The following is a 21,829-nucleotide window of genomic DNA, read 5'->3' as shown; positions in this document are numbered from 1 at the left end:
AAAACTTAATAAAACTTCCGCATAATACATATTTAATCGATTAAATGTATTGTTAATTATGACCTACCTATTCTATTCCAAAATGATCTTTTGTTATACTCACCATAACCATAGCTATACCCATAGCCTATATTACTTTCTTTTACATCATTTAAAACAAGAGTAACATTACTGATTTTACCCTCATTCTGTAGCTTATAAATGTAGCTGGCTAAATTTTTGTCAGTAAATCCTGCTCTAACAACATACATCATTACATCAGCTATATCACAAATCGATAACGTATCAGCGACCAACATAGTAGGTGCCGTATCAATAATTATATAATCGTAAGAAAGTTCTAATTGATCCAGTAATAAATTGAATCTACCATTGATTAACAATTCCGATGGGTTAGGTGGAATAGCACCCGAAAGGATAAAATCCATAGTACTACCGTTCACTTCAATAGTGTTTAAAATGGTGTCAATTTCAATTTCATCATCATACAAAAACTCAGATATGCCCGTAAGTTTTTTGTTTACATTTAAATATCGGTGTAATTGTGGATTTCTGATATCCGCTCCGACCAATAACACTTTTTTTGAAGCTTCCACTAAGGATAATGCCGTATTGTAAGCTACAAAAGTTTTTCCTTCACCTTTGATTGTTGATGTTACAAATATTTTTAGTGCATCTTTTTCTTTCGATTTTATTTTTAAGAAATAATTTAAATTAGAACGTAGCACCCTAAAAGATTCTCCCAAAATTGATCGATCATTTTTGGTAATGACTCCAATACCTTCACTCTTCACTTTCGGTAATTCACCTAAAATTGGAATTTCTTTTAATAATGATTCCAACTCAAGTTTATCGTTAATTTTAGTGTTCAATTGATCTTTTGCATAAATCGTTAAGAAAGGAATTAGAAAACCTAAAATTATTCCTCCAAGATAAAGAACTCTTGATTTTGGATACAATGGAGTATCAGATGAAAATGCAGAGTCAACAATAGTTGCCATAGGTTCTTTTCGCGCCATCGAAAGGGATGTTTCTTCTCTTTTTTGAAGTAAAAATAAATATAATTCTTCTTTGAGATTCTGTTGTCTTTCAATTACTCTAAATTCTTTTTCTTGATTTGGTATTGATAAAATTTTATTATTTATTACTTTGATTGCCTTTTTTGCTTCTTTAATTATAACGAGTTGATTATCCTTTTCGCCTTCAAGAGACCTTAATAAAATTTCCTTTTTACTTTCAATTTCATTAGAAAGATTTATGACCAAAGGGTTCTCTTCTGTTGAAAATTTAGCTAATTCTTTCCATTCAAACAATAAATTATTATAATTTAAAATCAAATTATTTAATTCAATATTTCTTAATGCTATATTGTTAGGTATATACTTTTGATCATTCTCAATATTTTGCAAATATTTAATTGTGGATTTGATCAAATCAAGTTGGACTAAGTAATTGTCTAATTTAGATTTAGAATCGCTAAATTTCTCGATAAATAAATTAGCTTCAGAAGAAATATTAGTGATATTATTTCTTTTTTTAAATGAAACTTTATTTAACTCAACGTTATCAAGCTCTTGACTAATTATTGACAATCTATCTTCTATAAAATTAGCTGTGTTTTTTGCTACAATATTCTGTTTCTCTACAGCATTTTTATTATACTGATCTATTAAAGAATTTAATATATTTTCATTCTTTAATTTATTTGAACTATTTGTAGACAACTTAACTATTGAGCTCCCTTTGTCTTTTAAAGTTATATCAATCTTTTTTTGCAAAAATGATGTGTAGGCATCGTTTGAATACAATTTTAATATTAAATTTTTTAATTTAGAATCATTGTAACTAATATTATTTTTTAAAGTCAACGTTAAAATACCATTGTTAACATTTAATGGAGTGTCAAAAAAACCTTTGACAACATTGCTAGATTGGTCAATTAATTCATATTCGGTGTTAGAAATAACATTGAATTTATATTCTTTTGCTTTTAATTTCCTGGCCCCAATATTTTTTTCAAAATTTGCTTCTAATGGAGTAATACCATAAACATCATTTTTTCTAATATTATTTTTATAAATAACAACATTCAAATTTAAATTATTTACAACTTTTGAAATTAACTTCTTAGATTTAAAAAATTCTAATTCATCGCTGACAGCGTTACTATTAATGGGTATTGGAGAAACATCTGAAAAGGCAGCAAATTCAGAAGTTTTATTTAAATTATTAGGATCCTTAATTAAAATAATTGCAGAAGTATTATAAATTAAAGAAGTAAATCGAATATAAATATTGGTAAAAACAATCATCAAAATAATCGCTACAAAAAACCAAATCCAATTCTTCAAATAGCGTTTTACATTAAGTTTCAAGACAGATATTTTATTTTAATTAGTAGAAATAAATATTTAATTTAATAATATTCAAAATGGAATCTCAAGTTTGTTTAGCTATAAATTAACATTACAATTTAATTTTCTCTATTTTTTAAAATAACCTGTACATTACTAATAGACAGCTTTTTTAAATCAATTCTTTTTTTATCTTTTTTAAACTTCATAATTCTTTGCATTAAAATATAATGAAGACTTAAACAAATGATAAGGATTAGCGCAATAACAATAAATTCATTTAAGTTTGTCAAGCTGATAAGATAATGAAACACTATTAGCAACAAACTTGTTAAAAAAATGGTTGAAGTTACTTGTCTGTGTGATAACCCTAATCGCCTTAATGATAAATGAATATGTCTTTTATCAGGTGCAAATGGTGATTTTTTTCTACGTACTCTTAAAATAATTACTCTAATCGTATCAAAAATAGGATATATGAACAAAAGAGCTGTAAATGATATAGAATTTTTAATTTTAAAAGCTGCTTGCGTATTTAATTCTAAAAAAGTAATTAAAATAACCGTGCAAAAGAATCCAATGATAAGTGAACCTGTATCGCCCATAAAAATTTTCGCTGGAGACCAGTTGTAATATAAAAAGCCTAATAAGGCTCCTAGCATTATAAAACATAAAGAAGCAAACCCCCAAAATCCATTAATTGCAAACCAAAACCCTAAAATAACACATAATAAAGTGGCTACCGAAGCTGCTAGACCATCAATTCCATCAATTAGGTTAAACGCATTAACTAATATTACAATTGTAAATATTGTTAAAGGATAAGAAATCCATACAGGGAATTGACCTAAATTAAAATAATCTAACGAATACATGGATTCAAGCTTAACATCGCACATAACAACTACAAAAACTACGGCTACTATTTGAAGTAATAATTTTTTTAAAGAATCAATGGGTAGTAAATCATCTCTTAATCCTGTAAAGAAAAGCAGGGTTAATGAGACATAAAAATAATTCACCCCTTCAATTTCAGTGGTATCTACACAAAACAATGCTAATAGTATAAAACTAAAAAAACACCGATGCCTCCCATACTTGGAGTCACTTTTTTATGTATTTTTCTTCCTCCTGGGGCATCAAAAATTTTTTTACCTAAAACCACCCGAATTATTTCAGGAATTGAAAAAATAACCCCAAAAAATGAAGCTATAACTAACAAAATTATTGATAAAATTTGATCACTCAAAATGACTTTTTTTAGGCAACAAATATAAACTGTTTTATGAGATACTTATAATTAATCGAATAAATCTATTTCACAAAAAATTGTTTGATTTTAGAAACGTTTTTATTCAAAATTGCATCCAAACCTCCAGCCTTGTTTTGCCGTATGGCTGAGTAGTCCTCTTTGGTTTTGTGAATAATATTTTTAATGCTTTTGTTTGACGCTCCACCTACGCGCATTTTTGTAACTACCTCTTCCAAATAATCAAATTGTAAATTTGTATCTTTGAAAATACGAAGCATAAAATCGTAATCTGCGGCAATTTTATATTTTAAATTAAAAAAGCCATGCTTTAAGTAGACCTTTTTTCTTAAAAACAAGGTTGGATGTGCAGGCATCCATCCTTTTTTTAATAGTGAAGGATAAAACTCACAACTCTTCCAAGCTCTTACTACTTTAGTAACATTCTCCTTATCTACATAATCCAAATCACCGTACACTCCGTCGGAATTATTTAATTCAAAAACGTTCTTTATTTTAGAAAGTATATTGTTTGACGCTAAAAAATCATCCGAATGCACAAAACCAATAATGTCACCAGTTGCCAAACTCACCCCTTTATTAAGTGCATCATAAATCCCATTGTCTTTTTCAGAAATCACTTTGATTGTACTACTTGTCCCCTTAATTTGATGTACTTTGGAAACAGTATCATCCGTTGAAGCGCCATCAATAATTAAATACTCTATGTTTTTATAATTTTGCGATAAGACAGAGTTCATGCAACTTTCAATAAATTGATCGCTATTGTAAGTTGCTGTTATAATGGTAAATTTTAGCCCCATATATTCATTTTTAACCCTAAAATATTTTTAACAAACATTTATATAAATAAAACTAACCAATTTTTGTTACATCGTAACCAAACTCGTCCTTAAAATAACGAATTAATGCTTCTTTATTGGTACCACCCTTATGGTAAGCTTCAAAAATTTTGACATCTACTAAAAATCGATACCAAAAGCATTGCAAAATATTCCAAATAAAGCCGCGCTTGCCTTCTAAAAAACCTCCTTGTAAAAAGTACCGTATAAACCAAAACAGGAACGGCCTTACAAATAGTGGCAGTTTTAAGTAGTTGTATTTTAACCACCTCCTCCTTTCTTCAGAATTTCCAAAGAAATTAGATTTCAATACTTCCGAATTTGTAAAATTATAAAGCTTATCTAATATATCAATAGCTTCACGCGTGGCATAATTATTATGCTTTTGGGTCCACCAGGTAATGCCATTTAAATTATGATCAATTAGGTCGCCTTTTATTTCTTCGGAAACTCCCTCAGTCAACACCATGCGCTCATCCATCCAACGTTGCTCACAAAATGCTTTTCCATTTCGCCATATTCTCAAATGCTTAATGGGATACATTCCACCTTTTTTTAAAGGCATATCCATAAAATACATCATTCTGTTAATTCTTACACCGTTTACTTGATTTCCAAATTTACTAAGTTTTAGTAACTCCGACTGTAATTCATTATTTAAAAACTCATCTGCATCTACCCTAATTACCCATTCCGTATTAATTTCAATGGTTTCAATACCCCAATTTAACTGATTAGCCTGACTTACAAATTCATTTTGATAAAATCTTGCCCCAAATTGACTGGCTATTTGAGCTGTGTTGTCTGTAGAAAATGAGTCAATAATCACTATTTCACCACATACATTTTTTAGCGAATGTAAACAACGCGCTAAATGTTGTTGTTCGTTATAAGTTAAAATAATAGCCGTAATGGATATTTTATTTTTATTTTCCTTAACGCTATCCATTTAGTTCTCTTTTTTTAATAAACTTTGCTGGATTTCCACCAACTATGGTCCAAGATTCCACGTCCTTAAATACACATGCTCTTGCTCCTATAACTGCACCTTCTCCAATAGTAACGTCCATACCTACAAATGCGTCGGCCGCAACCCAGACTCGATCTTTTAAATCAATAGGAGCAGTAATAAGAGGATTACTAGCTAGCGCAGTATCATGGGATGCACTACATAGATGAGTCCTTTGGGATATTGTACACATATTTCCGATTGTAATTTTTCCAGGATTGTAGCAAAAAACATCAAAACCAATTGCAACAAAATTTCCAATTTCTAAATTCCAAGGCGCCCAAATTTTAAAAGAAGAATTAATTTTACAACCCTCCCCTATTTTTGCGCCAAAAAGTTTTAATAGCATTATCCTATATTTGTTGAACATAGGTAGCGAAAATGGCCTAAAAAATAATTTCCAAACAATCCCCCAAAATAATCTTCCTACTTTATTTTTAGCACTTAGAGTATTAGTATACTTAACGTACTCCATTTTTTAATGTATTAATCGAGGTTTTCAAATATTCAATTGAGTTTGTTACAAATTCAGTTAATAGTAAATTTGATTTTGAAAAATTAAAATCAAAATTTTCAGCTTGTGGAAATTCTTCTCCTACATATAAAATTCTATTTCTAATTTCTAATTCCTTCAATAAATTTATTTGTCTTGAATTGTTTGTTTTATTTCTTTTTAAGACAACAAAAAAGGGAATGTTAAAATTTACCGAAAAACAGGTTCCATGAAAAGATGTAGTTAAAACAAAGCTGGCTTTTTTAAATAAACCCAAATATTCTTTTGGCCCTGCATCAATAATATTAATTACATCTGATGATTTATCCTCTACAAAAGCATTTTTACAAATTCTAACTATTTTTAGGTTTTTAACTTTAGCGATATGTCTAGCTAAATTGGTGATGTACTCGGCATCAGTTAATATGTACATTAACAAATAAGGCTCCTTAATTGTTGATGCAGATTCGAAACTAGACCACTCTTTATTACTAAGTAAAAAAGTAGGATCAAGTACCCATTTAGCTGGTTTACTTACTAAATTTTCAACAATACTAACCCCTTGCTTTTCTCTAACACCAATATGATCTAGATTTTCTAGCAGATTTTGATAATGCCCTTCATAAATAGGAGGAATTTCACTTACACCAAAACTAGAAGCGTAAGCAATTTTCAACTTATCCTCTGGAGCAAATGTTAAAAAATAAGGTTCTAAATTTACATGAGTATTCGGGTTCCAAACTTGATCACTTCCTACCATGTATACATCATAATCGAAAGTTTTAGCATATAGTTTATCTATAGTATTAATTACGGCAGTCCTATTCGTATGTTCTACATGAAAATTCTCAAATTTGCGATCTCGTTTAAGTTTTTGTTTATGATAAGGAAGAGACTTAATTTTTTTATAATGAGGGTATAACCGCTCTTTCATTTGTTGCTTGAAACCCAATTTCACAAATGATTTTGATTTTTTAGTCGCTTTGAAATCAGGATTTTTATAAAATAAATAGTTGATTATCTCTGCATGATAACCTAAACTATTTAATTTGTTCTGCAGTGCAAAAGCTTGCAATTCTGCTCCATAATTGTTGACACTTAATATAGTTACAATTCCTATTTTTTTGCTCATACATTGGATGCTTTACGTCTGTATTTTTGAATTTTTCTAGATATTTTATTATTTAATGCTTTAAAGAAAATACTAGATAATTCCAATTTCATTAATTTTTTAATCTTAGTATCAACAGTATTCTTGTAAATATTATAATTATCTGATTCAATTGCTTCCAAGAATGATGCCCTTGTTAAGTCGGATACCTCTGCTCGGTTAGTATAAATCATTTTTCGTAACATTGATACTGAAAATTGATTGGGCTGTATTCTTTTTTCTGGATACCATTCCCCTTTGCTTTGTTTTTTCGACAAACGGTAACTTAACCCTTCTCGCCTTTGCCTAAAACCTCCAGACTGGGAATCAATAGCATCTTTTTCTGTAATATCCACTAAAGTCATCCGACCTTCAGACCTTGCTACTTCAAAAATATTTTGCAGAATTTTATTTCTTACAATTAATAAATTAGTTCCATTATCATCTGCTTCAAATTGAGGAAGCCAAGCATCTCCAATGGTAAGATCTGCTGTTTCTCCTACCACGTCATCACAAAAATTACACGCTGATAACATTAACGCACCTTGATTAAATTTACCTCCAGTAACTTTTGAGGAATCCTCTTGTATTGTTTCTTTTTCATTTTGTGCTCTGAAAACATATTTCCGAGCAGGAATATTATCACCTTTTGTTCGATACTGGAATTCAGACAAATCTTTGGGATGTATCCCTTTAGCCCATCCTAAAGAGAGTGTCCAGTTAATACTTTTAAAATGACCACAAACTAAAGAAACTAAAAAAGGTAAACTTTCTTTAATTACTGGATCTACTAATTGAATTCTACGTATTGCTTTGACTAAGCATGGTACTCCTATAAATAAATATTTACCAGGTCTATCTTTGACAAGTTCTAACACCTCTGAAACTTCAACAACATGATATTTAGTTTTAGCTCCATCTTGTATCTCTTTTAGAGTGTTACTAATTGCGTATTTGTAAAAAGGATCGCCAAACGCTAATCTTTTATTTTTTTTCACATGGATAACCCCATCAATATACCCGAGCTTTAGTAACTCCGCACCTATCCAAGTTCCAGTACCACCTGAGGTTCCATTTTTACGAAATTCACTTTCATTAACATGTCCAGCTAACACGTTATTATAGAATCCAATTTTTGAACTAAAATTATCTTTCCCATCTAAAAATTCTTCAGCTAAAACATTTTCATTTAAATCAGGACTTAAAAAAGGACACACTTTTTCTACATTTGAATCTGCATTAAAAGATTCAAGACCTTTTTTTATTATTTCAGGTTCATATTCTCCATATTTGTTAATAGTCATTTTAGATTTTGTGGCATAAGCACATGCTCCGCAACCGACACAATATCCAGACTCAACAACTTTTTTAATTGTACTCATATAATATTAATGCGTTTATATTAATTAAATAACAAAGGCTGGTTTTTCTCCTTTAAATATGATCCACTTGTATAATAATATCATTTGTTCTGCAACAGAATTCATGCTATATTTTTCTTCAATCAATTTTCTTCCATTTTCACCCATTAAAGTCAATTCATCGGAAGTTTTACTTAACATGCTTTCTAAAGCTTCAATAAGTGGATCAACACCTATATTTATCCATTTTCCTGAATTATATAACTCCAAATCTTCCCATGGCGTCCCTTTTGTTGTGATTACTGGCACTTTACATGCCAACGCTTCTGCGATAACAATTCCAAAATTTTCGCTATGAGTAGGTAAAACGAATAAATCGGCTTCTTGATACTTTTTAATTTTTTCATTTCCAAAGACAGGTTTGGTAATATTAATTTCTCTTTCTAGACCTTTTTCCTTTATTAACAAATTCAAATTATCGATATAGCTACTCTCACCATTACCTACAATTTCAATCTTCCAATTTTTTTTAATTTGAGGCATCAATTTTCCCCATGCTTCAAAAAGTATTTCTATTCCTTTTTTTTGATGAATTCTAGATAAAAATAACAGTTTTTTCTCGCTTCGTTTTGGTTTTTCATACTCAGGAAAATCTTCTAATTTTATCCCATTCGGAATAATAGCAATGGGGTTTTTATACCCCAATTTTCTAATATTTTGTGCTTCCAACATTGCTGTAGCATGTATGCAAGATGCTTTTATAAGATCGTTATGTTGATATAAACGCATTGCAATTTTCTTTTTCAATGCTCGCTGCTTTAAGGACCAAGGTTCTAACATCCCTCGTGGTGTTATTATATAAGGTATATTACGGTTTCTAGCCACTTTACACATTTGGTGTACAGGTATTTGCCAAATACCTTGACCATGGAATAAATCAACTTTCTCTAAAGTTAAATTATTTTTTAGCTCTTTACTTTTTCCTAATGTTGCTTTTTTATTAAATCTTATTTCTGCATTAGGTAATCCTGTATCTTTTATAATTGGTTTGTCTGAAATAATAGTATCTAATTTAATAGCGACTTCTTTCGAAATTGTACATATACTACGAATCAAATGCGTTACACTCCTCGCAGGCCCCCCTGTTGATATATCAATTGATGTTACTACTTGATTAATTAGCATCATTATTATTTTTTAAGTTCGATATGCTAGCTTTTGATAGTAACATATAATATATTATAAAACAGAAATAAGAAAAAGATATGTTTGCAAGTAAATAAGCTTCAAATAAAGCACCTACAAAATACGCTATTAAGATTGCAGAAGTAATATTAATTAAGCTATTTGCAGAATCGAAATTAGATATGGCTTTTTGAAAAACTTTTGATATTGGTATTATTAAAAGTAATAATCCTACTAAACCAAAATTTGACAAACAGGCTAGATAACTATTTTCAACGTATACAAAGCGATCTTGAACAACTCCTCCAAATAACGGATGATCTAAAAAAATATTAAAGCTTTTGGTAAAACCAGAAGTTCTATTAATATCTAAACCATTTTCTTCAAGCCTATCAAAAACGTTTGCTACTTCAAAATTAAAATTGCCTATAAACTGAAATGTTATTAAAAAAATTATAATCGCAATAATGCTATGAGATAGAATCTTCTTAGAATTATTGTAATAATAAAATAAAAATAAGACTAAACACGTAGCCAGTCCAGTTCTTGAACCTGTTAATAATAACAATATTAATAGAAATATTAGATAAACAATATTCTTTACATTTAATAAACTAGTCGAACTTTCCTTTAAATTTATTAAGGGTATTGGAATTAAACCAACAATAGCCATAGCTGCATGTTGAGGATTACCCGTAAAGGATACGAATCGACCATTGATAAACATCATTTGAAAACCTAAAACTATTTGAATTAAGTTAAATATAATAAATATGGATACCAGATAATTTAAAACATCCATATAATCTTGCTGATCAAAAACTGAATAAACTAAAGAAAAACTTAGTGCAATAATTGAAAATAAAATCAACTCAAAAAAGTCCAAAAAAAGAATTAACCTGATAAATATATTTTAAGAAAACCAATACTTTAAATAAAAATAAAGTTTTAAATAAATAGAGAATCTTAACATCTGGTTTATGTTTATCGTAATAGCAATAAGAGATTACAAATAAGCATAAAATTAGGAATAATTTTATAACAAGGGCGTGATCTCTAGCATATTGAAAAGGCGCAAAATAGTTAGCGTTTAAAGCCCTATTAATTTCTTTTACATTGGAAAAACTTGATAGAAAAACAACCAATACCAATATTATTTTTAGAACTACCTTCATAATGGTATTAATTGAAATACAATTTTATAGTAAAACTAAAAATTAAATCCATGGAGCTGTAGGTTTTTTATCACTTTGATTTATTACATGATTTATAATAGATTGAAAATAAAAAGGTATAACCTTCGGAGAAATTGATTTTGAACTCCAATCCATTATTGAAATCCTCTGTTCTTCATCCAGTGGTTTTTCCGTTAACCATTTTTTTAACACTTTGCTAAAATCATTCTTTGAATTGCTAAATACCTCTCCTCTTTCATTACCGTCAACTAGAATACTTGAGCCACAGTCATCACTTACAAGTACTTGATTTCCATTTTGCAAACCTTCATTAACAACTGCTCCCCATCCATCAAAAATACTAGGCAAAATTAAAATATCTGACTTGTTCATTATTTTATTGACCTCATTATTTGTAATATTTCCAAGTAATTTAACCTTTTCAATTCCTTCAATTTTATTTTTTAATTCAAATTCTTTATTTCCGCTTCCTACAATATAAAACTCATTAAAATAATTCAAATTCTCAATAATTCCATCAATAACACCTAGTAAGTTTTTTCTTTCATTTATACTTCCTACAAATAATAAATTTTTCTTGGTCCTATAACTAAAAGATCTATTTTTAGGTTGATTTTCTTTGGTAAAATAAGCCCAATCATAAATTTTATTATTTGAAAATCCTACGCTTTCATAACAACTTCTAGCTAATTTTCCTGTTACTAGTAATGCTTTGATTTTATTTCTATATTTTATTGCATAAATCGTGTATTTGATTTTTCTTAAAAAACCTGTAAACCCTTTATTATTGAAAGGTTCTAAAATTACACCAATATATTTTGTTTTATTCTGTATGGCTTTTTTCAAAGCAACATTAAGCATTTTGTTTAACGAAAATCCTGAAAAAAAATGAAATGCATTAGGATTCTTCTTTATGATATGATCTATATCCATATCTGTCGGATGAATAATCAATTTTATATTTCCTAATTCAGGAATAGTCCAGCCTTGATTCTGCCTAAACTCATCAATTTCTTTCTCAACAATCAACACAACTTCATTTGAAGATGACAAACTTTTTAGAAAAGGAACCTGATGTATACTTACAACATTTTGCCAAAAAATAAATTTCATGCTGAAATAGACTAATAGTGATTTAAAATTTTATTTATAAGATTTGATTACTTTAGCTGGAATACCTCCTAGTAAGTTATAACTTTCAAAAGCATCTCTTACCACAGCACCTGGTGCTATTATAGACATTTCACCTATTGATGTATTTGGCAAAATAATACTCCCTGCACATAACCACGATCCATTATTAATTGTAATTTCTTCGGATTTACCTTTACCTGCAATCCTATCTCCTGTTATATCAACATGATGACTCCCAGTTCCAATAAATACATTTGGAGCTATGTCTACGTTTTTTCCAATCTTAATTTTTGAACTACAAACTATTTTTACATGATGGCCAACCCAAGTGTTTTCACCTATTTTTAACTTTCCATTTCCTAAAATAGAAACACTTGAACAAAGCCGAACATTCTTACCTATATCTGCTCCTGCAAAACGATATAAAAATCTTTTTAAACCGAATAGCCTTGTTTCAGGAATAATCGGAAGGATGAGCTTAACCAAAAAAAGCTTAAAGCTATTCATAAATTGATAATTAAATTATTCGTCTATAAAAACCTGCTATAATGAATAAAAAAATGATGTTCATAATTAATACACTACAAGCCATATTTAATGGAACATTAGTAAAAGATCGATTTAAGTTTACAAACAAGAGTAAAGCTCCAAAATCTTTTATTAGCCTAAAAAATAACATTAGCCAATTTTTATCTTTACTCATGTAAGCTTGCGCGTAAACATTACTCATGCTCATAAAAATAGTGGATGTGACTACCGTTACTAGTACTATTTGTAAACCTTCATAAGTCTTGCCGTAAAAACCAGCAATGAAAGAACTTAATAAAGCAACTATTACAGTAGGAGTAAGCGTCAGAACAAGGTTTAAAATCAATGTTCTTTTCAATATTTTATTATGACTTTCAACATTCTTCAAATTCCCAGATAGATGTGTCAAAATCACATTTCTTAATATTCCTGGTACAAATAAAATTACAACTGACCATTGGATAGCTGCAGAATATAAACCAACATCTCCATAATTACCATATTTCAATAACAGTACAACACTCAACCATGATGATAATGCATAAACTGATTCTTGTAACGAAATAGGAAAAGTAAATTTTAGCAAATTCCATTTCTCTTGAATTGAAATTTTTTTATCGCTTTTCTGTATTTTTTTTCTACATAATATAAAGTTTGCAGAAAAATTAACTATTTGGGTTAACAATAGGGCAATTAATGCACCAATGAGCATATAATAATAGGTTAATGCAACGCTTGCAATAAATCCAAAAACGCCAACGATTAGATTTATTTTTGCCATTTCTTTAAATGCTTTATACCCTGCAAGTATTCCTATTTGCACTACGGTTACTGTATAAAAAATGACCCATACCGATAACAATTTTAAGTATAACACAAGAGAATCGTCTCCAACCATTTTATTTGAAACAAAATCAGCCAAAAAAAACAAAAAAATACTAGTAACAAGACTAACTAAAAATGTAAAATTTATGACAAATTTTGATAGTGCTCCTATATACTCTTTTTTATCATAAAGATATTCCGATACAAACTTTGTGCTAGTATAACCAAAACCTAATGAGGAAAATATTGCTATGTTAGTAAGTGTGTTTTTAACTGATCCAAATTCTCCGTATAGATCTTTACCTAAAATTCTAGCAATCAAAATAACGCCTAAAATTGAAGCCCCTTTTGCAACGATATTACCTGCTACAGCCCAAAATGAATCCATAGCAAAACTATTGCTTTTAATCTTGTCTATAAGTTTCATTCCAAGTACAGCTTTCAAAGTAATTTATATTTTAAAATTTACTCAAAATAATTAAGCGTCACATACCCACCATTTTTCAGGTACTGATCTTTTTTCATCAGTTTTACATCGCTTTGCATCATGTCTTTTACTAAGGATTGCAAATCATGCTCGGGTATCCATCCTAATTTTTCATTGGCTTTTGTAGGATCGCCAATTAATAAATCTACCTCTGTTGGTCTAAAATATTGAGGATCTACATTTAATACTTCTTTCCCTATTTCGACTTGGTATTCTGCATTTGTACATGCTTTTACAAATGCTTTTTCGTTTACTCCTTCGCCCTTAAACTCCAATTCAATACCAACTTCAGCAAAACTCATACGCACAAAATCGCGTACGGTAGTCGTTTTCCCAGTGGCAATAACCCAATCCTCTGCTTTATCCGCTTGTAAAATCATCCACATCATACGCACATAATCTTTAGCATGCCCCCAATCGCGCTTAGCATCCAAATTTCCTAAGTATAATTTGTCCTGTAATCCTAAGGCAATACGCGCTGTGGCTCTGGTAATTTTTCGGGTTACAAAAGTTTCCCCTCGTAATGGCGATTCGTGATTAAACAATATTCCATTACAGGTGTACATACCGTAAGCTTCACGATAATTTACCGTAATCCAATAAGCATACATTTTTGCTACTGCGTATGGCGACCGTGGGTAAAATGGGGTAGTTTCAGATTGTGGCACCTCTTGTACTTTTCCATACAACTCTGAGGTAGATGCTTGATAAATACGTGTCTTTTTTTCCAAACCTAATAAACGCACTGCATCTAAGATACGTAAGGTACCTAAACCATCGGCATTGCCAGTATACTCTGGTGTTTCAAACGATACATGTACATGACTCATGGCTGCCAAATTGTAAATTTCATCTGGCTGAATTTCTTTAATTAACCGAGTGATGTTTGTGCTATCGGTCATGTCCCCGTAGTGCAAAAAGAAATTTTGATTATCCACATGTGGATCCTGATACAAGTGATCTATCCGATCAGTGTTAAACAATGAAGTCCTTCGCTTCATACCATGTACTTGGTATCCTTTTTTTAATAAAAATTCACTTAAATAAGCCCCATCCTGACCTGTAACGCCGGTTATTAATGCTACTTTCATCTACTAATTGTGTTATGTCTTTAAAAAGTAAAAATTACATTTTTACTTCTTTGATTTGTTCACTATTATTTAAAAACCACTGGTATGTTTTTTCTATACCAGATGCTAAATCTACTTTGTGCTGCCAACCCAAGGCATGCATTTTTGAAATATCCATTAACTTACGTGGTGTACCGTCCGGTTTTGAGCTATCCCAAACAATTTCTCCTGTATGTCCAACTACCTTTTGTATCGTTTCGGCTAATTCTTTAATGGTTAAATCCTCCCCTGTACCTATGTTATACAAATGTTCAGGCAATTTGTTTTCCAAAGCAAACACTACTGCCGCTGCCATGTCATCTACAAACAAAAACTCGCGCATTGGGGTACCACTCCCCCATAAATTCACAGGAGTATTTCCATTAAGTTTGGCTTCATGAAATTTGCGAATCATTGCTGGCAACACATGTGATGTTTTTAAATCGAAATTATCGTGTGTTCCGTATAAATTTGTAGGCATCAAACTCACATAATCTTTATTGAATTGTTTTCGTATAGCCTCACAAGTTTTTACGCCCGATATTTTAGCTATGGCGTACCACTCATTAGTGGGTTCTAACGCATCGGTTAGTAAATAATCTTCTTTTAAAGGTTGTGGCGCTAACTTGGGATAAATACATGAGCTTCCTAAAAAAATAAATTTTTCTGTCCCCAATTGTAGTGACGCATCAATTAAATTATTCTGTATTTGCATGTTCTCCATCAAAAATTGGTATGGGAAATCATTATTTGCCAATATCCCTCCAACTCTGGCTGCGGCATCTATAACTACTGCTGGTTGTTCTTTTTCAAAAAAAGTATTCACCTGCTGTTGATTACGAAGGTCGAGCTCTTTACTTGTTTTACCCAGTAAGTTAGTATATCCCAAACCTTCTAACTGTCGCCATATGGCACTACCAACCATTCCGCGATGTCCTGCTATATATATTTTAGATGCTTTTGTTATCATGTTAATCTAATAATCTAGAATCTACCCGATCCAAGGCGTTATATAATTTTTTTACCTGCTGCGCTTTTTCCTTCTGTAAAATTAAAATGGCATCTTTTGTATGCACAAAAATAGTATCTCGAAGTCCTAAAAACGCGGTATATATATCTGTGCCTATCACCATATTGCCATTTTCATCCACGGAATGCCCTGTGGATTCTAAATAATCATAAATGGACTCAAACGAACCTAAGTCCGACCATTCAAAGGCACCTGGAACTACTTTTATTTTTTTACTGCGTTCCATAACCGCATAATCAATACTTATCGAGGGTATTTTTTTTGAATCTTCAATACTCAATTTACCGTCTATGGAATTTTCCCATGCTAATTTGGAGGCCTCGTACACCTCTGGCTCAAACTTCTTTAGTTCTTCCAGCAATACTGACCCTTTAAAACAAAACATTCCGCTATTCCATAAAAAATTGCCTTTTTCAATAAAGTATTCTGCGGTTTCTTTATTTGGCTTTTCGCGAAAGGACAACACATCATTCCCCTCAAATTCTATATATCCGTAGCCTGTTTCGGGTTTGGTAGGATTAATTCCGAAGGTAACTATATTACCTTGTTCCGCTAATTGAATCGCATTTTTCATCGCTAATTCATACAACTCATCATTCTGAATAATATGATCCGATGGTGTAACCACTAAAATGGTATCCTTAGCCGTGGCAAATGCTGCAAAAGCAATGGCTGCTGCTGTATTTCGTGGTGTAGCTTCTATGATATTTAAAGGAGTAACCCCCAAAGAGTTTACTACTTCATTACTTAAATGGTAATTATCTATATTGCCCACTACCACCACATCATTTGCTATTTGCAAATTTCGTTTTATAGTCATTTCAAAAAGCGACTTCCCTTTGAACAACTTAATGTATTGTTTTGGGGTGCTTTTTCTGGATAATGGCCAAAGTCTACTCCCTACTCCTCCTGTTAAAATAACGTGTTTTACTATTTTTTCTGAACTCACGATCGTGTTATTATTTTCCAATTCCTATACTATACACCTTAAAAACCAATTTCCTCTAATTTTGGAACATCTAACAAATTTCTCCCATCAAATATAAAAGGCGGGTTTTTGCATATTATCGTATATCTTTTGCCAGTCATAAGTTTTAAACTCATCCCACTCGCGTCATAACAGCTATCGCATGACTATTTTTACACGCCTTGTAAGGATCTGTTACTACAGTGACTAAGTCCTCGTTTTCCTGATTACTGCGTGTTGATAGATACTCTAAATCCGTAAATACTTTTGATTTGGATACTTTTGGATCATACACGCGTATATTAGCCCTCTCATTCAACAATTCATCACAAACATATATTGCTGCAGACTCTCTGGTATCATTAGTATCCTTTTTGAACGCCCAACCTAGCATAGCGAAGTCTCTGCCAGATACTGTGTTGTATAATGTTTTAACAATATTTGCAGCAAAGCGTCTTTTTTGATGATCATTCATAATTATCACCTGCTCCCAATAATCCGCCACTTCAGTCAATCCGTATGACTTTGCTATGTACACTAAATTCAATATGTCTTTTTGAAAACAGGATCCTCCAAATCCTACGGAAGCTTTTAAAAATTTTGGCCCTATTCTAGAATCTGTACCTATAGCTCTTGACACTTCATTAATATCCGCTCCAGTATGCTCACATAACTCCGACAAAGCATTTACTGAAGATACGCGTTGTGCCAAAAATGCGTTTGCTGTTAGTTTGGACAATTCCGAAGACCAAACGTTGGTGGTTAATATATTCTCTGTAGGTACCCAATTGGCATATACATCAACTAAAGCCTGAATGGCTTTTTTCCCTGCTACCGTTTCGTTACCACCAATAAGCACTCGGTCTGGGTTCATTAAATCGCTTACCGCGGTTCCTTCCGCCAAAAATTCTGGGTTGGATAACACCTCAAAATTGACGCCATTCCCTGTATTTTTTAATATATTTTGAATCGCTTCCGCTGTTCGTACTGGAAGTGTTGATTTTTCTATAACAATCTTATCCGTAGTTGCTACTGCTGCTATTTGACGCGCACACAATTCAATATATTTTAAATCTGCTGCCATCCCTTTCCCTACTCCGTAAGTCTTTGTTGGAGTGTTTACTGAAATAAAAATTGCATCCGCTTGCTGAATCGCTTGATCTACATTTGTTGAAAAAAATAAATTTCTGCCACGTGTTGCTTTTACTATTTCATCTAACCCTGGCTCATAAATTGGCAATTTGCTAAAATCGTCTGAATTCCAATCGGCTATGCGCTGCGCATTCAAATCTACTACGTGTACTTTTATTTCAGGACTCTTATTCGCTATTACAGCCATCGTTGGACCTCCAACGTAACCAGCTCCAATACAACAAATGTTTTTTATCATAATTTATTTTGTAACAAAATTAATTGCGTACGAATGTAATAGTTTTAAGTAATTTTACCTAATGAGCACATACGCTCAGATGCAATTATTTACGATATGTTAAAGCCTTCTTAAACTACAACGATATAACCATTACCTTTTCGTACAAAAAAAGAGCAAACTTTTATTTGCTCTTTTTGTTTAATAACTGGTAACCCAATGAAATATTGTTTGATAATCACAAAAATTTTGATGGTTTTATACTAGTCCTACAATCTTTGTTGCTTAAGGAAGCAATCAAAAAATTATCAACCAAACCGTTGACGATCCAAAGCTCTATTCCATTCGCCTGTAAAATTTCTGCCGCTTGTATTTTTGAGGTCATACCGCCTGTCCCGTGCGATGATTTATCATCGGATACTTCGTTCAAAAGCACATTTAAGTCTGTGACTTCCAAAATTGTTTTAGGGATTCCTGTTTTCATTGATGCTTTTGTATAAATACCATACGTATTGGTGGCAATTACACATAAATCTACATCCAACAAAGCTGCAGTTAACGCAGCTAATTTGTCATTATCTCCAAACTTAATTTCTTCTGTGGAAACGGTATCATTTTCATTAATTATAGGAATGTATCCATTATCTAATAATACTGAGATTGTATTTGAAATGTTTAGCTGCGTATCCTTATTTTCGAAATCAGCGTATGATAACAAACATTGAGAGGTAAGCAAATTTTCTTCTGAAAAAGCTTCTTGAAACAAACGCATCAAATAAGGTTGACCAATACTTGCTAATGCCTGCTTTACAACAATGTTTGCATCACCATCCTGAAGCTGTACAAATTCTTTTGCTGCTGCTACAGCACCAGAACTTACAATTATAAAATCATACTCCTTTTTTAGTATTGCTATTTGCCTAGCTATATCGGCTAATTTTTCTCGAGAAATCGCATTGGTTTCCTTAGTAAGGGTATTGCTCCCTATTTTTAGCAATAAACGTTTTTTAACGGATTTGTCCTTCGCCATGCACATACCATTTATTGGTTACCAAATGTTGCAAACCTATTGGTCCTCGCTGATGTAATTTATCTGTTCCTATAGCCAATTCACCACCCAAACCAAACTCTAAACCGTCTGTAAATCGTGTAGAGGCATTATGGTATACTGCTGCACAATCTACGGCTGCCATAAAATTATCTGCAGCTGCTTCAGCTGTGGTTACTATGGTTGCCGAATGCCCCCCTGAGTATTCATTAATTTTTTCTATAGCTTCTAGTGTATTTGCTATATTACCGATAACTATTTTATAGTCTAAAAATTCTTCATGCCAAATAGCATCATTTGGAATTACACTTACATTATTATCTTTTGCAAAATTAGCGTCTCCTAAAATTTCTACATTTGATGCACGTAAGCGCTTCAATAACTCAGCTTCAAAAGTAACCTTATTTGGTAAATCCGCATCAATTAATACTTTATCTACTGCATTACAAGCTGAAATTTTAGCCGTTTTAGCATTTACAATAATATCTAATGCCATTTGTTGATCAGCATGTTTATGCACATACACAAAATTATTTCCGCGACCGCTGACAATGACTGGGCATTGTGCATTTTCTTTCACAAATTGAATTAAACGCTCCCCACCACGTGGAATTATCAAATCAATTCGCTGTGTTGGATTTTTTAAAAAGGCTTGTGTTTCTGTCCTATTATAATTTAAATACTCCATCCAATCCGTTGATACCTCATTTTCTTGTAATGCTTTATGCCATAAGTCCACAATAGCTAAATTGGAATGCAAACTTTCTTTTCCTCCTTTTAGGAGAATTTTGTTTCCTGACTTAAATGCAATACCTCCTGCTTCAATAGTAACATCGGGGCGAGATTCGTAAATAATCATCACCGTCCCAAAAGAAGCCGTACGGTTGTAGACCTGCATTCCATTATCATGCTTGAAGCTAAAACGTTCTACACCTACTGGATCTTCCAATACTGCCAATTGACGTAAGGATTCGATCATGCCTTCAATTTTGGCGTCATTAACTTTTAAACGGTCACCCATGGCTAAATCTTCACCATTGTAACTGTCCATATCTATTTTATTTGCCTTTAAAATAGTTGGTGCATTATCTTTAACCAAAGTCATCATGGTTTTCAATACTGCATTTCTTTTTTCTATTGTTAGCATCATTTTGTAATTTTTAGTTGTCAGTTGTGAGTTATGAGTTGAAAGACGATTTCATGATCTTTTATCAACTAAAAACATTTACTACAATCTAAACATCTTTTTATTTTAGAATTAAAGGAAGCTAACACTAATTTAATAGTCAATTTAACTTCTTTTAGTTTCTTATTGCTTAACTACATCTTTAACCGCTTCAATAAAAGTATCTATTTGAGCTGTTTGAATTGTTAAAGGCGGTAAAATTCTTAACAAATTTTTGTTTTTTGCTCCTCCTGTAAACACCTGTTTTTCGTAAATCAATTGCTTGCGCATTTCTCCAACAGGGAATTCAAATTCAATTCCCAACATTAAGCCTCTTCCTTTCAGTTGTTTTATCCCTGGAATTTCATTCGCTTTGCTCATAAAATATTCACCAGTCATGGCTGCTTTTTCAATAAGCGATTCTTTTTCTAACACATCTAATACCGCAATACAAGCCGCACACGCCAAATGATTTCCTCCAAAAGTTGTCCCTAACAAACCGTATTTTGATTTGATATGAGGTGCAATTAAAATTCCACCGATAGGGAACCCGTTCCCCATTCCCTTAGCCATAGAAATAATATCTGGCTCAATCGCATGATGCTGAAAACCGAAAAACTTTCCTGTTCTACCAAAACCAGATTGTACTTCATCCAAAATCAAACAAGTATTATGTTGTTTGCACAACGTAGATAAGCCTTGAAAAAATTCTGTCTCTGCTTGATCCAAACCTCCAACGCCTTGCACTGGCTCAATAATTACTGCACAAACATCTCCTTTTTTTAATTCAGCCTCAACTATGCCGATATCACCTAATGGCAAAATAGTCACCTCTTGCTGAGCATTAATAGGCGCTATAATTGCCTTATTATCTGTAGCCGCAACTGCAGCAGAAGTACGGCCATGAAATCCATTTTGAAATGAGATTACACGGTGTTTCCTTGTATGAAAAGAAGCTAATTTTAAAGCATTTTCATTTGCTTCTGCCCCTGAGCTACATAAAAACAACTCATATGAATCACAGCCTGAAAGTTTTCCTAATTTGTCTGCTAATTCTTTTTGTAACGAATTTTGTACTGCGTTGCTATAAAACCCAATAGTATCCAATTGAGATTTTAATTTATGCACGTAGTGTGGGTGTCCGTGTCCAATAGAAATAACGGCATGACCTCCGTATAAATCTAAATACTCCTTTCCTTCTTTATCCCAAACTGTACAGTCTTCAGCTTTTACTGGCTCTACATCATATAACGGATATACGTCAAATAGTTTCATCTTTTTAGTTGTTTGTTGTTAGTTGTCAGTTG

Annotated in this window: 19 protein-coding genes and 1 pseudogene; all 20 read right to left on the bottom strand. The window is 31.7% G+C overall.

The features are described 5' to 3' along the window. Positions 1-56: 56 nt before the first annotated feature. A complete protein-coding gene (locus GMC_RS0118125; protein ID WP_438829891.1) occupies positions 57-2,351 on the bottom strand; it encodes a GumC family protein in 2,295 nt (764 codons plus the stop codon). Positions 2,352-2,473: 122 nt separating this feature from the next. Further along, a complete protein-coding gene (locus GMC_RS0118120; protein WP_010523480.1) occupies positions 2,474-3,409 on the bottom strand; it encodes an MraY family glycosyltransferase in 936 nt (311 codons plus the stop codon). 2 nt (positions 3,410-3,411) lie between these two features. Further along, on the bottom strand, positions 3,412-3,603 hold the full coding sequence (locus GMC_RS0118115; RefSeq protein WP_010523479.1) for a glycosyl transferase: 192 nt from the start codon (positions 3,601-3,603) through the stop codon (positions 3,412-3,414). Positions 3,604-3,668: 65 nt separating this feature from the next. Further along, positions 3,669-4,427 carry a glycosyltransferase family 2 protein gene (locus GMC_RS0118110; RefSeq protein ID WP_010523478.1) on the bottom strand — a complete coding sequence of 253 codons (759 nt, stop codon included), beginning with the start codon at positions 4,425-4,427 and terminating at the stop codon, positions 3,669-3,671. A 52-nt stretch (positions 4,428-4,479) separates the two neighbouring features. Continuing rightward, positions 4,480-5,415: a glycosyltransferase family 2 protein gene (locus tag GMC_RS0118105; protein ID WP_010523477.1), complete on the bottom strand. Its 936-nt coding sequence runs from the start codon at positions 5,413-5,415 to the stop codon at positions 4,480-4,482. Beyond that, positions 5,408-5,950, bottom strand: a complete 543-nt coding sequence (locus GMC_RS0118100; RefSeq protein WP_010523476.1) for an LbetaH domain-containing protein — start codon at positions 5,948-5,950, stop codon at positions 5,408-5,410. The genes GMC_RS0118105 and GMC_RS0118100 overlap by 8 nt, the downstream gene beginning before the upstream one ends. Beyond that, complete coding sequence (locus GMC_RS0118095) at positions 5,937-7,100, bottom strand: polysaccharide pyruvyl transferase family protein (protein WP_010523475.1); 1,164 nt, start codon at positions 7,098-7,100, stop codon at positions 5,937-5,939. The genes GMC_RS0118100 and GMC_RS0118095 overlap by 14 nt, the downstream gene beginning before the upstream one ends. Beyond that, a complete protein-coding gene (locus GMC_RS0118090; protein WP_010523474.1) occupies positions 7,097-8,500 on the bottom strand; it encodes a Coenzyme F420 hydrogenase/dehydrogenase, beta subunit C-terminal domain in 1,404 nt (467 codons plus the stop codon). Before GMC_RS0118090 ends, GMC_RS0118095 begins: the two co-directional genes overlap by 4 nt. 24 nt (positions 8,501-8,524) lie before the next feature. After that, a complete protein-coding gene (locus GMC_RS0118085; RefSeq protein ID WP_238528041.1) occupies positions 8,525-9,667 on the bottom strand; it encodes a glycosyltransferase in 1,143 nt (380 codons plus the stop codon). Then, positions 9,654-10,466 (bottom strand): O-antigen ligase family protein, encoded by an 813-nt coding sequence (locus GMC_RS0118080; protein WP_157998181.1) that lies wholly within the window; start codon positions 10,464-10,466, stop codon positions 9,654-9,656. The genes GMC_RS0118085 and GMC_RS0118080 overlap by 14 nt, the downstream gene beginning before the upstream one ends. Before the next feature lie 415 nt (positions 10,467-10,881). Further along, positions 10,882-11,973: a glycosyltransferase gene (locus GMC_RS0118070; protein WP_010523470.1), complete on the bottom strand. Its 1,092-nt coding sequence runs from the start codon at positions 11,971-11,973 to the stop codon at positions 10,882-10,884. A 30-nt stretch (positions 11,974-12,003) separates the two neighbouring features. Continuing rightward, entirely contained in the window at positions 12,004-12,501 is a 498-nt protein-coding gene (locus GMC_RS0118065) for an acyltransferase (protein ID WP_010523469.1), read from the bottom strand. 10 nt (positions 12,502-12,511) lie between these two features. Beyond that, positions 12,512-13,792, bottom strand: coding sequence for an oligosaccharide flippase family protein (locus tag GMC_RS0118060; RefSeq protein ID WP_010523468.1), 1,281 nt, complete (start codon positions 13,790-13,792; stop codon positions 12,512-12,514). 20 nt (positions 13,793-13,812) lie between these two features. Then, positions 13,813-14,925: a GDP-mannose 4,6-dehydratase gene (gene gmd / locus GMC_RS0118055; protein ID WP_010523467.1), complete on the bottom strand. Its 1,113-nt coding sequence runs from the start codon at positions 14,923-14,925 to the stop codon at positions 13,813-13,815. 34 nt (positions 14,926-14,959) lie between these two features. After that, complete coding sequence (locus tag GMC_RS0118050; protein WP_029489911.1) at positions 14,960-15,910, bottom strand: GDP-L-fucose synthase family protein; 951 nt, start codon at positions 15,908-15,910, stop codon at positions 14,960-14,962. Positions 15,911-15,914: 4 nt separating this feature from the next. After that, the gene (locus tag GMC_RS0118045; RefSeq protein ID WP_010523465.1) at positions 15,915-16,922 is read right to left on the bottom strand and encodes a mannose-1-phosphate guanylyltransferase; all 1,008 of its coding nucleotides are present in this window, start codon (positions 16,920-16,922) and stop codon (positions 15,915-15,917) included. Between the two features lie 38 nt (positions 16,923-16,960). Beyond that, positions 16,961-18,333, bottom strand: a pseudogene (locus GMC_RS20285) (UDP-glucose 6-dehydrogenase). 214 nt (positions 18,334-18,547) lie between these two features. Beyond that, positions 18,548-19,339, bottom strand: coding sequence for a glutamate 5-kinase (gene proB / locus GMC_RS0118035; RefSeq protein WP_010523463.1), 792 nt, complete (start codon positions 19,337-19,339; stop codon positions 18,548-18,550). Further along, a complete protein-coding gene (locus GMC_RS0118030; protein ID WP_010523462.1) occupies positions 19,317-20,507 on the bottom strand; it encodes a glutamate-5-semialdehyde dehydrogenase in 1,191 nt (396 codons plus the stop codon). Before GMC_RS0118030 ends, proB begins: the two co-directional genes overlap by 23 nt. 159 nt (positions 20,508-20,666) lie before the next feature. Then, positions 20,667-21,797: an aspartate aminotransferase family protein gene (locus GMC_RS0118025; protein WP_010523461.1), complete on the bottom strand. Its 1,131-nt coding sequence runs from the start codon at positions 21,795-21,797 to the stop codon at positions 20,667-20,669. Between the last annotated feature and the right edge of the window lie 32 nt (positions 21,798-21,829).

The organism is Aquimarina agarivorans, assembly GCF_000218485.1.
Lineage (GTDB): Bacteria > Bacteroidota > Bacteroidia > Flavobacteriales > Flavobacteriaceae > Aquimarina > Aquimarina agarivorans.
Note: the sequence above shows the minus strand (reverse complement) of the source record. Positions and strands in the feature narration are given on the sequence as shown.

Coding starts and splice junctions, on each gene's coding strand:
- GMC_RS0118080 (WP_157998181.1), bottom strand. CDS start 10,466: ATGGATGTTTTAAATTATCTGGTATCCATATTTATTATATTTAACTTA.
- GMC_RS0118085 (WP_238528041.1), bottom strand. CDS start 9,667: ATGATGCTAATTAATCAAGTAGTAACATCAATTGATATATCAACAGGG.
- GMC_RS0118110 (WP_010523478.1), bottom strand. CDS start 4,427: ATGGGGCTAAAATTTACCATTATAACAGCAACTTACAATAGCGATCAA.
- GMC_RS0118105 (WP_010523477.1), bottom strand. CDS start 5,415: ATGGATAGCGTTAAGGAAAATAAAAATAAAATATCCATTACGGCTATT.
- proB (WP_010523463.1), bottom strand. CDS start 19,339: ATGGCGAAGGACAAATCCGTTAAAAAACGTTTATTGCTAAAAATAGGG.
- gmd (WP_010523467.1), bottom strand. CDS start 14,925: ATGAAAGTAGCATTAATAACCGGCGTTACAGGTCAGGATGGGGCTTAT.
- GMC_RS0118095 (WP_010523475.1), bottom strand. CDS start 7,100: ATGAGCAAAAAAATAGGAATTGTAACTATATTAAGTGTCAACAATTAT.
- GMC_RS0118090 (WP_010523474.1), bottom strand. CDS start 8,500: ATGAGTACAATTAAAAAAGTTGTTGAGTCTGGATATTGTGTCGGTTGC.
- GMC_RS0118025 (WP_010523461.1), bottom strand. CDS start 21,797: ATGAAACTATTTGACGTATATCCGTTATATGATGTAGAGCCAGTAAAA.
- GMC_RS0118070 (WP_010523470.1), bottom strand. CDS start 11,973: ATGAAATTTATTTTTTGGCAAAATGTTGTAAGTATACATCAGGTTCCT.
- GMC_RS0118100 (WP_010523476.1), bottom strand. CDS start 5,950: ATGGAGTACGTTAAGTATACTAATACTCTAAGTGCTAAAAATAAAGTA.
- GMC_RS0118030 (WP_010523462.1), bottom strand. CDS start 20,507: ATGATGCTAACAATAGAAAAAAGAAATGCAGTATTGAAAACCATGATG.
- GMC_RS0118065 (WP_010523469.1), bottom strand. CDS start 12,501: ATGAATAGCTTTAAGCTTTTTTTGGTTAAGCTCATCCTTCCGATTATT.